We start from the raw sequence: 13,712 nt of genomic DNA, 5'->3' as shown, positions 1-13,712 counted from the left end.
CAAGTGGTACGTACCTCAGTTCGAGGCCCGCCAACGGATCTCCGCCGGCAGCAGCGTCTGCCGCTCGACCGCGTTGCCCGCCATCGTCGAGAGCAGCAGTTCGGCGGCGGTCCGGCCGAGCAGGCGGTAGTCGCAGCGCACCGTCGAGAGCGTCGGCGAGGTGTGCGAGGCGAGCTGGATGTCGTCGAAGCCGACGACGGCGATGTCGTCCGGAACGTTCAGGCCCGCGTCCTTGAGGACGGCGAGCCCGGCGACGGCCATCACGTCGTTGGCGTAGAAGATCGCGGTGGGCCTTGTTTTGTTGGCGATCAGCTTCTGCGTCGCCGCCGCGCCGCCTGCGGCGGTGAAGTGCCCGACTTCGAGGTTGCCAGGGGTGAGTCCGAACTCGGCGACTGTTTTCCGCCACAGGCGCTCGCGATCCTTAGCGTGCCCGAGGTCGGGCGCACCCATCACGTGGGCGATTTCCCTGTGTCCGTTGATAATGAAGTGGACGAGGAGCTGGCGTACCTGCGCCGCGCTGTCGGTGTCGACGCTCGGGAACGGGCAGCCGCGGCCGGGCTTGCCGACGACGACCACGCGGGCGTCCTGGTCGGCGAGCAGCTTGAGGCGGAAGTCGGGCTGGCGGAGGTCGTTCAGCAAGAAGCCATCCACGCGTCGTTCGGCGATCAGCTGCTGGTAGGCGGAACGTTCCTGCGCGGCGTTCTCGACGAACCGGAGGATCGCCGAGTACTGGTGCCGCGCGAGCACGGACTCCACACCGGCGAGGAACGCGGGGAAGAACGGGTCGAGCTCGAGCAACTCCGCCGGGCGGCGCAGGATCAGCCCGATCGCCTGCGCCGGTGCCCCATTGATCGCCCGCGCGGCGGCACTCGGCATCCACCCGAGCTGCGCGGCCGCGGCATGGATCCGCTCCCGCGTCGCGGCGCTGATTCGCGCACCACCGTTGAACGTTCGCGACACAGCGCCCTTCGACACCCCGGCAGCGGCCGCGACATCGGCGATCGTCGGCCGGCGCTTGGGGGGACGGGGTGCCATCCCCGAAGGATAGAGCTACGCAGCGGCCGCATCCCGGATGAGCGCGGTGGGTCGCCTCACACGGCCTGTAGCCCCTCTACCTGGCGTGTACCCCGCGTAAAGGGGCCAATGATCATGTAAACATGATCATTGGCCCGGGGGTCGGACCGGCGGCGTGGCGCTAGGCGGGGGTGGCGACGGGGGTGGCGTTCTCGGGCCAGCGGTACGCGTCGCGGGCGATCTCCATGCGGCGGGTGCGGTAGGCGGGGGAGGTGCCCGGGAGGATGTGCTCGACGGGGTGGTCGGCCATCAGCACCGCGGGGTTGAGGTCCTCGGTCACCACGGGGTGGATCGCCAGCGGGCGCGAGGGCCCGGCGACCGCCACGCGGCCCAGAGCGCGACGGACCAGCGTCGTCCCATGCGGGCCGAGGCCGCGCATCGCGGCGGCGCGGGCGGCGAGGTCGACCGTACGCAACCGCTCACCCGTCGAGGCGCGGTGGCCGTCGAACGTCTGCGCCAGCTCAGAAAGCAGCGACGCCGTCGCCGAAGCGCCCGTGTGGGCCGGCAGCTGAGCGCACAGCAGCCGCAGCCGTTCGCGCGTCGCGGGGTCCAGCAAACCCTTCACCGCCGACTCGATCGAGCCCGGAGATCCGTCAGCCCGCAAGGCCAAACCGACGTCCGCGGCCCACTGCGACCGCGTCAGCTGGTCGTCCGTCGCCGTCGACAGGTTCGGCACCAGCACGGTCGGCACCCGCGCCGGCAGCAGCTCGTGCACCGCGTTGTAGCCCGCCGCCGACACCGCCGCGTCGAACGCCGACAGGTACCGGGCCAACGGGTACACGTCCACCAGCTCGCGCACCCGCGCCGCGTCGGCAGCCGGCAACCCGGCCTTCGCCAACGGAGCCCGCGTCACCGCGACCTGCCAGTCGGGATCGGCGAGGAAGGCGCGGATCGCCTCCACCGCCGGCGTCACCACGTCATTGATCGACCCCGCGCCCAGCGTCACCAAGGCCGCCGGCCGGTCTGGGTCCAGACCCAGAGCCGCACAAGCCTCCGCACGGGACAGTAAGGGCGCCTGCTCGAGCACGGTGATCGGCGGCACGCGTACGGCGTCCTCCAAGGACGACGTCGCCCCAGCGTCGGCATCCGAGGCGATGTCCCCGGGCTCCACGACCAGGTCGAAGAACGGCCGCGCCGCCAGTGCTCGCTCGTTCGCACCAGCCCGCCACATCCCGCGCCGCACCCACACGAACGCCACGTCCGGGTGTGCGGCCCGCGCCCGCAAGAGCCCCAGGTACGGCGAGACGCCGTCGAAGACGAAGACCCGCGCCGCCGTCTCTTCAAGAAGAGCGCCGACCCGTTCGCCGAGGTAGCGGTGCCACACCATGTGCGGCATCCAGCCGCGGTGGTGGCTCGGGCAGTACTCCGCCCGCAGCCCGTGCCGGCCGACCACATGCACCGCGGTCGACAGCGAGAACACGACCGGCTCCGCGCGATCGCCGAGCGCGATCCCGACCGCCGCCTGCCGGGCCAGGTGGCCCATGCCCGTGCCGTTGCTGGTCGCGAGCACGATCCGGGGCGCCGCGTTCATGATCGGCCAGCCAACCAGGTCACGACGACCTCCGCGATCCGCTCGCCCGCTTTCCCATCCCACAAAGGCGGAACGGGCCAGGTTGCCGGCCGGCCAGCCTCGACGACCGCGCGCAGCTCGTCCGGCAGCGCCGCCGCGGTGACCAGCTTGTTGGTCCCCGACGTGATCGTGATCGGGCGTTCGGTGTTGGGCCGCAACGTCAGGCACGGTACGCCGAGCACCGTGGTCTCCTCCTGCACACCGCCGGAGTCCGTCACCACCGCAACCGAGCCGCGCACGAGCGACATGAACTCGACGTACCCCAGCGGATCCACCACCCGGATGCCCGCATGGTCGCCGAAGCCCAGGTCCATCAAGCGGGCCCGTCCGCGCGGATGCAGCGGGATGAGGATCGGCACCACGTCGGCGGCCTTGTGCATCGCCTGGATCAGCGCCTGCGCGGATGCGACGTCGTCGACGTTCGCCGGACGGTGCAGCGTCGCGACGGCGTACGGGCCGGTCAGCGCGTGAGCTGCCTGGACGGGCGCCGGGTCGAACCGGTCCAGCTGCCCGAGCAACGTGTCGATCATCGGGTTGCCGACGAAGTGGATCTTGGAGTCCGCGACGCCCTCGCGGGCGAGGTGCCCCCACGCCTCCGGGCTGGTGATCAGCGCGAGGTCGCACAGAGCGTCGGTGACCTTGCGGTTGATCTCCTCCGGCATCGTGAGGTCGAAGCTGCGCAGCCCGGCCTCGACGTGCGCGAGCGGTACGCCGATCTTCGCGCAGACCATCGCGGCGGCGACCGTGGAGTTCACGTCGCCGTACACGACCACCAGCGAAGGGCGCGAAGCGAGGAACAGCTCCTCCAGCGCGATCATCACCGCGGCGGTCTGCGACGCGTGGCTGCCCGAGCCGACGCCGAGGTTGACGTCCGGGCGCGGCAGGTCGAGCTCGCGGAAGAAGATCTCCGACAGCTTGTCGTCGTAGTGCTGACCCGTGTGAACGAGGCGCTGCTCGAGACCCCGTGCGGCGAGTGCGCGGATGACCGGCGCGGCCTTGGGGAAGTTCGGCCGCGCCCCGGTGATGTGGACGACTGTCACAGTGCCCTTTCGCTGTCGAGCCAGTGCCGAACTGCCGCGGCGAAGGCCCCGGACACACGCGCTGGGGCATGCCGCTCCGCCGCTTCCGCGGCACTCGCGCGCGCCTCCGGCGTCAGCAACCGCCGCGCGTCGGCAAGCGCGGCGACCAGCCCGTCGGGATCTTCGCCGCCATACAGGATGCCGTATGACGACTCGATCCGCGCGCCCTCCCCTCCGTCGTCACGCACGATGACGGGGAGGCCGAACGTGAGCGCCAGCGACAACGCTCCGGAGTTGAGCGAGCGTCGGTACGGGAACACCGCGACGTCCGCGGCCTTGCAGAACACCTGCAGCTCCTGGTCGGAGAGCTTGCGCAACGCTCCGTGTGCGGTTGGGTGGGCGAGCAGCCGTTCCTTGAACGCCTTCGTCTCGTCCTCGTGCCCGGGCGGACCCGCGACGAGCAGCTCGTAGCGACCGGGTTCCCGCTCGCTGAGCGTGTCGAAGGCGTCGAGCAGCTCGGTGATCCCCTTGTACGGCTTCACCCGGCCGACCAGCAGGAACACGATCGTGTCCGGCGAGATGCCGAGCTGCTGCCGGGCCTGCGCGCGCGGCATCCAGGTCGGGTAGACGCCGAGGTACGACGGGTGCGGAACGGGCATCAGCTTGTCGTCGGGGAGGTCGAACCACGGCGCGACGAGCTCCTGGGTGCGTTCGCTCATCACGTGGATCCGTTCGACCCGTTCGACGACGCCCTTGCGCAGCTCGACTTCGAGGTCGGTGAAGTGGGCCTCGTGCGGGAGGATGTTGTGCACGGTCCAGAGCAGCCGCGCGCCGCGTTCGCGCAGGTCGTCGAGCTGGCCGAGGTACCGCTTCGAGGCCTCGCGTGCCTCTGCCTCGTCCTTCGCCTTCGCCAGGACGACGTTCAGCCAGTGCAGGTGGACGACGAGGTCGAGGCCGCTGCCTTCGAGCGCGAGCGCGACCTGCTTGGTGGTCTGCGGGTCGTGCGTCGGGACGGGCGTGAGGTTGGCCGCGTCGAGCCCGCTGTAGAGCAGCGCCTGGAACGGGTTGCCGACGTTCACCGGGAAGTACGCGAGCAGCCCGCCGCGCTCGCGGGTCCAGTCGCGCTCGAGCAGCGCCCGCAGCGCGTCGTCGTGCGCGACGACCTTGTCGGCGCCGAACTGTCTCGTGATCAGCATGCCTTGGCCTTGTCCAGCAGGTCGTCGTACGCCTTGGCGAACGCTTCGGCGACGGCGCTCCACGAGCGTTCCTTCGCGACCCACGCTGCGGCGGCTTCGACGAGTTTCTCCCGCTCTGCTTGGTCGTCCTGGAGCTTGGCGGCTTGGGTGGCGAGGTCGTCCGCGTCGCCCGTACGGAACGTGTGGCCGCGCTCGTTCGTCCCGGTGATCTCGGCGAGCGCGGGCAGATCGGCCATCAGCAGCGGGACGCGCATGGCCATCGCCTCGAACGGTTTCATCGGCGAGACCATGCGCGCGGCACGTTCGTCGATGCGGGGAACGACAAACAGGTCGATCTGCGCGTAGTAGCCGGCGACCTCGTCGAATGGGACGTTGCCGGTGAACACCACGCAGTCCTTGACCCCGCGCCGGCGGGCGAGGCCTTCGAGCTCCTGCCGGCGGCTGCCGTCGCCGACGATCAGCGCGGTGACCTTGCGGCCTTGGCTCTTCAGCTTCGCGACGGCCTCGATCAGGACCTCTTGGCCTTCGCGCGGATGGGACAGGTTGCTGACGTAGCCGAGCGTGAACGAGCCCGTCAACCCGAGCTTGCGCCGGAGCTCCTCGTCGCGCTCGCGTGGCGTGAACCGGGACAGGTCGACGGCGTTCGGGACGACCCGGACGTTCGCCTCGTCGACGCCGTGCTTGTGCACGATCTCGTCGCGCATCGGGCCGGACAGTGTGATGACCAGGCCCGCCGCGCGCATCATCCGCGTCTCGGTGTCGAACCGCCGGTGGTAGTACTCGGCGCTCTCGACGTAGCGCGCGTCGTCGGTCCACGTCGTCTCGAAGAAGCTGCGGACCTCGTACAGCCAGGGGATGCCGGCCCACTTCGCGACCGCGCTGCCGGCGAGCGCGCCCTCGTACCCGCGGTGCCCGGACGCGATGTGCAGTAGCGCGGGCCGGTATGTGGCGACGGCGCCGGCGAGCGTACGGGCGGTGAGCTCGACGTACTCGTCGTACGCCAGGTCCGCGAGGTACCTGCCGGCGTGCGGGAGGAGGTGGTGGTACGTGACCTCCTCGACCTCGCTGTGGTCGGGGGCGTCGTCGACGCCGAGGATCCCGGGGAAGCCGGGCATCGTGACGCCGCGCACGTCGCGGCCGAGCCTGATGAGCGCCTGCAGCGACTCGTGCGTACGCGTGCAGAAGCCGTTGTGGAGGAAGGGCCGGGACTCCTTGGCGAGGTAGAGCACCGCGTTGCCGTCCGGCTTGGCCGGCGCGCTCGCGGTCAGCGCGGGCAGCCAGCGGGGGTCGGTCTCGCGGACGCGGCCGACCAGCTTGCGGGCGTACGTCCAGTGGTCCAGGTCGCCGGTGAGCTCGGCCCTGCGGACCGCGTGCTTGCCGGCCGCGGTGAACTCGCCCCGCTTGGCCGCGACCTTGGCGGCGAGGTCGAGGGCCGGGAGGTTGTCCGAGGTGCGGGCGAGCACCTGGGCGACGGTGGCGGCGGCCTCGTCGTACGCGCCGGCACCGAAGCTCGCCTTCGCCCCGGCCAGGCCGGCGTTGTTGCGGCGCCCGATCACGGCGTGCTGCAGCTGGCGCAGCCGGCGCCTCGCGCCGCGCGGGAGCAGGGCGCGGCCAGCGTCGGTGAGCCGGTGCGCGAGCGTCATGGGGGTCGAATCTAGTAGAGCCCCCCGAGAACGGCGTTGCCCCGGCACCGTAGGAACGGGTGCCGGGGCAACGACTCAGCTACTCAGCCGGGGCTGGCGGTCACGGCGCGCCGTAGACCGCGATCTCGGTCGAGTCGACCCAGTCGCATCCGGAGAACGCGCCTGGGCAGGTGCCGCCGAGGTCTTCGACCTGGGTCGACAGCATCGTGTAGCGGAGGAACTTGACGTCGGCCGTGCCGCTGCTGAGCGCCACGGGCGTCGCCTTGCGGTCGTCCACCCCGAAGTCGCCGCTGGTCGCGACCCAGGTGGTCCCGTCCACCGACGTCTCGAAGGTGAACTTGCTGGTCGAGGCGCTGCCCGCGTCACCGCAGGTGTTCGACGGGTTGATCGTCACCTCGGAGACGTCGATCGCGGTCGGCAGCTCGAGGATCACCCACCGCGGCTCGATGTCGAGCGGGCCGGGACCCACGTGCTCGGCGACCGCCGACCAACCGTTCGTCTGCGACATGTCGAACATCGCCGCCGCGCCACAGCCGAACGGAGCGCCGGAGTCGTCGTTCGTGTCGACCACGGTCGCACCGCCGGCGAGGGCTGCCCAGTCGCGGCGCAGCTGCCAGTTGGCGGTGTTCGCGCCGTTGCTGATCGACTTGGTCGCCACGACGACCTCGTAGCCAGGTCCGCGCGAGAACACCTTCGGGTACGTACCAGCGAAGATGCCGCTGATCGTGTACGTGCCGTCAGCCGCGGTCACGGCCGCGTAGTCGCCGCCGAACCCAGAGTTGTGCCCACCGAACGCGACCACGGCGCCGGCCACCGGAGTACCGGCGTCGGAGTCGGTGACCGTACCGGACAGCGTGCCGGTCGGCGTGTTCGCCTTCGGCGGCAGCGCGAACGACTCCACCGGAGCCTGGTCGTCACCGTCGACCGAGCCCGCGAAGTAGCCCATGCCGCGCTGCGCGAACACCTTCCAGATCGCCTTGTGCGCCTTGCCACGGTTGACGACCTGGTCGGCCTGCAGGATCGAGTTCCGCATGTCGAGGAACGACGGGTTTCCCGGCGACAGCTCCATCGCCCGCGTCACGAGGCTCTCGGCCTTCTTCGTGCCGATCTCCTCGCGCAGGTCCCACAGCGTCTGGACCCAGATCTCACCGTCGGAGTGGACCTCGGGACCGCCGGAGATCTTGCCGTAGTCGCCGTAGGTGAACCCACCCGGACCGCCGCCCGCTGTGCCGGCGCAGTTCGGCGAGGTGCTGCCCACCTTGCAGTCGACTGGCTGCTCGCGGATCTGGTTGCGGCCCGCGCCGACCCACTGGCCGACCCGGAGCTCGCCCTCGGCCTTGGTGTCGCGCTCGTAGCCCTCGTTGTTGAGGAAGTCCATCGCGTACCAGTCGCTCCACGCCTCGCCCATCGCGCCGGCCTGGGCGCTGCCGAGCGTGGAGATGCCGTCGGCGTCGACGACGAGCCGGTTGGACAGGCCGTGACCGTACTCGTGGTAGACGATGTCGGCCGCGTACGAGCCCATCGCCGCCACCCACGGGTCACCGGGGACCGCGGGGTTGCGGAACAGGTACATCTGCATGCGCGGCGACGTGCCGTCCGGCGGGGTGCCGAAGTTGGCGTTGTTGATGTGGTTGCCGTCGGGCAGGCCAGCGGCGGTGTTGGCGCCGTCGAGGTCGTTGCCCTCGACCGCGTCGCCGTCCACGGCCTCGAAGTTGCCGGCCTCACGGGTGAAGCTGATCGGCTTCTTCGCGAGGTGGTCGTGGAACTTGCTGATGTAGTAGAAGAGCTGCGTGCCGGAGCTCTTCCGGTTGGTCTCCCACGAGTTCGGGACCGTCGAGTCCCACGTGCACACGAACGCGGTGCAGTCGGGGTCGGCGAGCGGGAACCGGGTGAAGGGGAACGTGAACGAACGCGGCGCGGCCTTGGTGATCTCCTCGTTGGGCTGCGCGAGGTTGTCGTCGTTCAGGTCGGACCAGACGTGCGCGGGGTTGCCGGCGAGCCGCGGGGAGTTCTTCGGCAGCCACTTCGCGGGGAGGTCGACGTTCTTGAACTTCCCGCCGCGCGGGGCGCCGGGGTAGTTCTCGACGACCTTCGCGCTGTCGTGCTGGATCAGGTCGCGGCGGTACAGAACGCGACCGGTCGCGGCGTCGATGACGTGCATGAACATCTGGTCGTTCGACGGGCTGGTGATCGTCTGCCACGCGGTGCGCAGACCGGACGGGGCCTTGAACTGCACCAGCTTCGCCTGGTCGCCGCCGGCGAACTCGGTCGTCTTGGAGGCGTTCTTCGCCGTGGTCGCCTTGGCGGCCTTGGGCTTGGCGAACGCGTCCTCGACCGCGGCGCCGCGCGCCTGGGTCGGCGTGAGCTTCGGCGCGGCGGCGCTGGTCGGGAGACCGGCGACGGGCGAGCCGTCGATGCTGACCAGCCGGCCGTCCTTGGCGACGTGCGCCTTGAGGCCCTGGCCGAACACCGTGACGCCGTTCACCGTCTGGATGAACGACAGGTGCCGGGTGCCCTCGACGTCGGTGTACGTCTTGCGCAGCGTGAGCCGGTCGACGTCGGCCGCCGAGAGCCCGAAGGCGGCGGCGTTCTTCTTGACGTACGAACGGGCGATGGACTCCGCGCCGGCCTTGCTCGCGCCGGTGAGGAAGCCGTCGGTCCGCGCGACCTGCTTCGGCGTACCGGTGAGGCCGTCGATCGCGACGATGCCCTCGACGCCGAGGCCCTTGCGGTAGCTCTTCACGCTCGGCTGGGCCGCCTTCAGGGCCGCCGCGCGCTGCAACGCCGGCTTGACCGAGGGTTCCGTCCGGGCGTCGTAGTTGCCGAGCGTCTCGCCGGCGACCTTCGCCTCGGTCGCGGCGCTCTTCCCTGCCTTGGCCGAGTCGCCTCCTGCGGCCACCGCGCCGGTGGGCGCGAGGCTCACTGCGATCGCGACAGCTGCCGCGACCCCTCCCAACAGGACCGGTTTGCCGCGAATGTGACGCTTCGACCGGCCAGACTTCCCGAAATGCATGGTGGTGCCCCCTCCGAAGAGATCCCCACGAGCTTCCTGGGGTGTGGGAACGCGAATGCCGCGCGGGATGAAAACTACGACCACTGACCGCCGTCTGCTGGCGTTTGGCAGGTTCAGGACGTCCCAAACTTTGAGACCGTGTCGCCGAGTCGCACCGGTCGGCGGCCTTAGCCGTCGCCTTCTCGACGTGGGCATCTACGGCGCAGCAGCCCATATTGGTGACTCTCCGTGAGATCTCGCCGTAGATGCAAGGGGGTCGAGAAAGCAACGGCGCCGCCGACTCTTATGCGCCAGACCCATCGCGAGCCGTATTCAGGCGCCTATGTAACAGTGAGGGAACAAAGCCCAGCTCCCGCGTGTCTCTATCCGGTCGGACATACTTGCCCACCGAACTCTGTATCTCCTTGGAGGAAGTCAGCGCCATGTCGGTCGACCTCGTTGTCATCGGGTTGGGCTACGTCGGCCTGCCCCTGGTGCGTGAAGCGTGCCGATCGGGTCTCGGCGTCGTGGGTCTCGACGTCTCCGAGCGGGTGGTCGCGGGCCTTTCCGCTGGCCGTTCGCACGTCGACGACATCTCCGACGACGACGTCGCCGCGATGCTTCGCGCCGGGTTCACCGCCACGACCGACGACCAGGTGCTCTCGCTCGCCGACGTCGTCGTGATCTGCGTACCCACGCCCCTCGATGAGGACATGGGCCCCGACCTCGCCGCGGTGAAGTCGGCGGTCGAGAAGGTCGCCCAGTGGATCCACCCGGGGATGCTCGTCGTCCTGGAGTCGACCACGTACCCGGGCACGACCGACGAGGTCGTGCGGCCGATCCTGGAGTCGTCCGGGCTGCGGGCCGGGCGCGACTTCTGGCTGGCGTTCTCGCCGGAGCGGATCGACCCGGGCAACCCGACGTACGGCCTGCGCAACACCCCGAAGGTCGTCGGCGGTCACACGCCGGACTGCGCGCAGCGGGCCGAGGAGTTCTACGGGAAGATCTGCGACCAGGTCGTCCGGGCCGCGGGCACCCGCGAGGCCGAGATGGCCAAGCTGTTGGAGAACACCTATCGGCACGTGAACATCGCGCTGGTCAACGAGATGGCGATCTTCTGCCACGAGCTCGGCATCGACCTGCGGGACGCGATCAAGGCGGCCGCGACGAAGCCGTTCGGCTTCCAGGCGTTCTATCCCGGTCCGGGCGTCGGCGGGCACTGCATCCCGATCGACCCGAACTACCTCTCCTACCGCGTGCGCCGGCTGGGCTACCCGTTCCGCTTCGTCGAGCTCGCGCAGGAGATCAACCAGCGGATGCCGGCGTACGTCGCGCAGCGGGTGCAGGACCTGCTGAACGACCACGCCAAGGCGGTCCGCGGGTCGACCGTGCTGCTGCTCGGCGTGACGTACAAGCCGGACATCGCCGACCAGCGCGAGTCGCCTTCGCAGCCGGTGGCCGCGCGGCTGCGCCGGATGGGCGCGGACCTCGTCTTCCACGACCCGTACGTGACGGAGTGGGAGGTCGAGGGCGAGTCCGTCCCGACCGTTCCCGACCTCGCCGCGGCGCTCAAGACCGCCGACGTGACCGTGCTGCTGCAGAACCACACGGCGTACGACGCCGACACCCTGGCTGGCGCCCAGCTCATGCTCGACACCCGCGGGCACGTCCGCGGCGAGCACGTCGAGGTGCTCTAGGCCGTGTCTCTTAACTATCGCCTGGCGCGCGACACCTCGCATCCCGCCTGGCCGCGGTGCACGTCGTCACCCATAGGACGAACTATGAATTCCTCCTGCACCACGCCCAGCCGGGCGCGATGCGCCGCGCGCCATCGCGCTGCGCGCGATGACCAGCGCTACTTAAGAGACACGGCCTAGCCCGTGGACCCGGCTGACGGGCCTCGGCCTGCGCTGCGCGTGCTGGTCTGCACGATCGTGCACAACCCGCACGACACCCGGATCCTGCATCGGCAGATTCGCTCGATGCTGGACGCCGGCTACGCGGTGACGTACGCCGCTCCGTTCAGCGCGTGCGGGGCCACGCCTTGGCCCGAGCTGACCGCGGTCGACCTGCCTCGGGCCGTCGGACGGAACCGCCTCGGTGCCCTGCGCGCCGCTCGGGGCGTGCTACGGCGGTACGGCCGGGACGCCGACGTGGTGATCCTGCACGACCCGGAGCTGCTGCTCGCGCTGCCCGGCCTTTCGCTTCCGGGCGCCGTGGTGTGGGACGTGCACGAGGACACTGGGGCGGCGCTGGTCGCGAAGCCCTGGCTGCCGTCAGTGCTCCGGCCCATCGCGGGTGCGGGCGTGCGGGCGGCGGAGCGGTTGGCCGAACGGTCGCTGCGGCTGATGCTCGCGGACGCTGGCTATCGGGAGCGCTTCGGGCAGGCGCATCCGGTGGTGCCCAACACGACGTTCGTCCCGGAGGCCGTCGTGCCGTCTGGTGACTCGCGCGTGGTCTACATCGGGCACCTGGCGAAGGCTCGTGGCGTGGCGACGATCGTGGAGACGGCGCGGAAGCTCGCCGGGAGTGGGATCTCGGTCGACGTGGTGGGGGCGGGCGACGGGTTTGCCCGCGATGCCCTGTCCGCGGCGGCGGCCGAGGGCGTGCTGAACTGGCATGGCTTCGTTCCTTTCGATCAGGCGATGCGATTGTTGGATGGGTCGCTCGCGGGGTTGGCGCTGCTGCGGGACATGCCGAACTTCCGGCCCTCGACGCCCACGAAGGTGATCGAGTACATGGCGCACGGCGTCCCGGTGATCAGCACGCCGCTGCCGCTGGCGAAGGCACTGGTGGAGCAGCACGGGTGCGGAATCCTGGCGCCGTTCGACGACCCGGTGGCTACGGCGGATGCGATCTTGCGGTTGCGGGATCACGCCGAGGAGCGGGCGGAGATGGGCCGGCGCGGGCACGAGGCGGCGCGGGAGCTGTATCACTGGCCCAATGCCGCTCGGGCGTTCCTCGACACGCTCGAGGGCTGGGCGGCCGAAGCCGCCGCCCAGCGTCGCTGAGGCTCATCGGTCGACCTCGACGGTCTCGTCGATGGGCTGCCGCTGGCGCGGGATCAGCGGGACGCTGCCCGCGGTCTCGGGCTCGGCTTTGTGTCGAGGGTCGTCCTGGACGTACTTCTGCAGCAGCGTGGCCGCGATCGCCACGCTGACCCACAGCGCGCCGATGACGATGCTGGCGATGACTCCCTTGTCCATGTCAGATCTTCCTGGTAGTTCCGGATTTCGTTCGCTGTCGCAAGCCTAGACCAGGCCACCGACAACCGCAGATGTTCCTGATTCCGCCGTAACGTTCCGGACGCTGCTAGGATCGCCTTCATGGACACGACCGACGTACGCAGCCGCGGCCGGGTGCGCGCACGGCGGGCGGTGCAGGCCGAGCTCGCCGCCGCCGGGTGGAATCCAGCCGACCTGGCGAAGAAGGCCGAGCTCGATCCGGGCACGGTGGACGACTTCGTGTCCGGCGACCGGTGGATCAAGATCAGGACGCAGGGGCGGATCGAGCAGGCGCTGGGCTGGCCGCCGGGCACGATGGCGGCGATCGTCGAGGGGGAGGAGCCGCCGGCTGTCGGTGCCGGCCGGCAGGATGACGACGCACCCGACGAGCTGCGGTTCCGTCGCCCGCCCGACCTGTCCGACGCGGAGTGGGCACGGCTGCGGGCGTCGCTGCAGGACTACCTGGAGTTCCAGATCGAAAGGGCTGCCCGGGACCGATGACCGCGCCGTACGACCCGGGGCGCGACGCCGCTGAGCGCTACCCGGACTGGGTGATCAGGCACCGGCCGCTGCACGGTGTCCCCGAGGTGCTGTCCTGGAAGCACCGCACGATCCTCATCGACTCCGACCAGTCCTGGGCCGCGAAGCGCTGCAGCCTCGCGCACGCCCTCGCGCACCTGGACCTGGACCATCGGGAGACGCTCGGCGGCCGGTACGAGCGGCGCGAGGAGCAGCAGGCCGACGAGCTGGCGGCGACCCGGATGATCCCGTTCGACGCGCTCATCGAGGCGGCAGTGTGGACGCGGGACGTGGACGAGCTGGCCGAGGAGCTGAACGTCGACCGCACCCTGCTGGTCGTGCGGATCGAGGGGCTGTCGCGCGAACAACGGTTCCGGCTCGACGTCGCCTAGTCCACCAGCGGTGACCTCATCGTCATGGGCAGACGAGCCCAACGCGACTGGCTGCACTCGGTACCGAAGCAGACCAGGCCAGC

Annotated in this window: 11 protein-coding genes; 4 read left to right on the top strand and 7 right to left on the bottom strand. The window is 70.3% G+C overall.

Going from position 1 to position 13,712, the window contains the following annotated elements:
• Window positions 1-15: 15 nt before the first annotated feature.
• The 6 genes from JOD67_RS03700 to JOD67_RS03675 all read right to left on the bottom strand — a co-directional run bounded on the left by JOD67_RS03700 (window position 16) and on the right by JOD67_RS03675 (window position 9,515).
• Window positions 16-1,035, bottom strand: coding sequence for a LacI family DNA-binding transcriptional regulator (locus tag JOD67_RS03700; protein ID WP_205115156.1), 1,020 nt, complete (start codon window positions 1,033-1,035; stop codon window positions 16-18).
• Between the two features lie 160 nt (window positions 1,036-1,195).
• Window positions 1,196-2,605 (bottom strand): glycosyltransferase family 28 protein, encoded by a 1,410-nt coding sequence (locus JOD67_RS03695; RefSeq protein ID WP_205115154.1) that lies wholly within the window; start codon window positions 2,603-2,605, stop codon window positions 1,196-1,198.
• Window positions 2,602-3,684, bottom strand: a complete 1,083-nt coding sequence (wecB, locus tag JOD67_RS03690) for a non-hydrolyzing UDP-N-acetylglucosamine 2-epimerase (protein ID WP_205115152.1) — start codon at window positions 3,682-3,684, stop codon at window positions 2,602-2,604. Before wecB ends, JOD67_RS03695 begins: the two co-directional genes overlap by 4 nt.
• On the bottom strand, window positions 3,681-4,859 hold the full coding sequence (locus tag JOD67_RS03685) for a glycosyltransferase (protein ID WP_205115150.1): 1,179 nt from the start codon (window positions 4,857-4,859) through the stop codon (window positions 3,681-3,683). Before JOD67_RS03685 ends, wecB begins: the two co-directional genes overlap by 4 nt.
• Window positions 4,853-6,502, bottom strand: coding sequence for a glycosyltransferase family 4 protein (locus JOD67_RS03680; protein ID WP_205115148.1), 1,650 nt, complete (start codon window positions 6,500-6,502; stop codon window positions 4,853-4,855). Before JOD67_RS03680 ends, JOD67_RS03685 begins: the two co-directional genes overlap by 7 nt.
• Window positions 6,503-6,602: 100 nt before the next feature.
• On the bottom strand, window positions 6,603-9,515 hold the full coding sequence (locus JOD67_RS03675; RefSeq protein WP_205115141.1) for a M36 family metallopeptidase: 2,913 nt from the start codon (window positions 9,513-9,515) through the stop codon (window positions 6,603-6,605).
• Window positions 9,516-9,937: 422 nt separating this feature from the next.
• Here JOD67_RS03675 and JOD67_RS03670 point away from each other — a divergent pair, with 422 nt between their 5' ends.
• Window positions 9,938-11,191 (top strand): nucleotide sugar dehydrogenase, encoded by a 1,254-nt coding sequence (locus JOD67_RS03670; protein WP_205115139.1) that lies wholly within the window; start codon window positions 9,938-9,940, stop codon window positions 11,189-11,191.
• Between the two features lie 183 nt (window positions 11,192-11,374).
• Window positions 11,375-12,505 (top strand): glycosyltransferase, encoded by a 1,131-nt coding sequence (locus JOD67_RS03665; RefSeq protein WP_307782263.1) that lies wholly within the window; start codon window positions 11,375-11,377, stop codon window positions 12,503-12,505.
• Window positions 12,506-12,508: 3 nt separating this feature from the next.
• Here the strand turns inward: JOD67_RS03665 and JOD67_RS03660 are convergent, their stop codons facing one another.
• A complete protein-coding gene (locus JOD67_RS03660; RefSeq protein WP_205115132.1) occupies window positions 12,509-12,700 on the bottom strand; it encodes a hypothetical protein in 192 nt (63 codons plus the stop codon).
• Window positions 12,701-12,820: 120 nt separating this feature from the next.
• On the opposite strand from JOD67_RS03660, the gene JOD67_RS03655 reads away from it, so the two are divergent.
• Both JOD67_RS03655 and JOD67_RS03650 read left to right on the top strand, forming a co-directional pair.
• A complete protein-coding gene (locus JOD67_RS03655; RefSeq protein ID WP_205115130.1) occupies window positions 12,821-13,219 on the top strand; it encodes a helix-turn-helix domain-containing protein in 399 nt (132 codons plus the stop codon).
• Window positions 13,216-13,629: an ImmA/IrrE family metallo-endopeptidase gene (locus JOD67_RS03650; protein ID WP_205115128.1), complete on the top strand. Its 414-nt coding sequence runs from the start codon at window positions 13,216-13,218 to the stop codon at window positions 13,627-13,629. The genes JOD67_RS03655 and JOD67_RS03650 overlap by 4 nt, the downstream gene beginning before the upstream one ends.
• Window positions 13,630-13,712: the final 83 nt, after the last annotated feature.

It is taken from the genome of Tenggerimyces flavus, from assembly GCF_016907715.1.
Lineage (GTDB): Bacteria > Actinomycetota > Actinomycetes > Propionibacteriales > Actinopolymorphaceae > Tenggerimyces > Tenggerimyces flavus.
The sequence above is the reverse complement of the archived record's forward strand: the minus strand, read 5'-3'. Positions and strand labels throughout refer to the sequence as shown.

Coding starts and splice junctions, on each gene's coding strand:
- JOD67_RS03655 (WP_205115130.1), top strand. CDS start 12,821: ATGGACACGACCGACGTACGCAGCCGCGGCCGGGTGCGCGCACGGCGG.
- JOD67_RS03685 (WP_205115150.1), bottom strand. CDS start 4,859: ATGCTGATCACGAGACAGTTCGGCGCCGACAAGGTCGTCGCGCACGAC.
- JOD67_RS03695 (WP_205115154.1), bottom strand. CDS start 2,605: ATGAACGCGGCGCCCCGGATCGTGCTCGCGACCAGCAACGGCACGGGC.
- JOD67_RS03700 (WP_205115156.1), bottom strand. CDS start 1,035: ATGGCACCCCGTCCCCCCAAGCGCCGGCCGACGATCGCCGATGTCGCG.
- JOD67_RS03670 (WP_205115139.1), top strand. CDS start 9,938: ATGTCGGTCGACCTCGTTGTCATCGGGTTGGGCTACGTCGGCCTGCCC.
- JOD67_RS03680 (WP_205115148.1), bottom strand. CDS start 6,502: ATGACGCTCGCGCACCGGCTCACCGACGCTGGCCGCGCCCTGCTCCCG.
- JOD67_RS03675 (WP_205115141.1), bottom strand. CDS start 9,515: ATGCATTTCGGGAAGTCTGGCCGGTCGAAGCGTCACATTCGCGGCAAA.
- JOD67_RS03650 (WP_205115128.1), top strand. CDS start 13,216: ATGACCGCGCCGTACGACCCGGGGCGCGACGCCGCTGAGCGCTACCCG.
- JOD67_RS03660 (WP_205115132.1), bottom strand. CDS start 12,700: ATGGACAAGGGAGTCATCGCCAGCATCGTCATCGGCGCGCTGTGGGTC.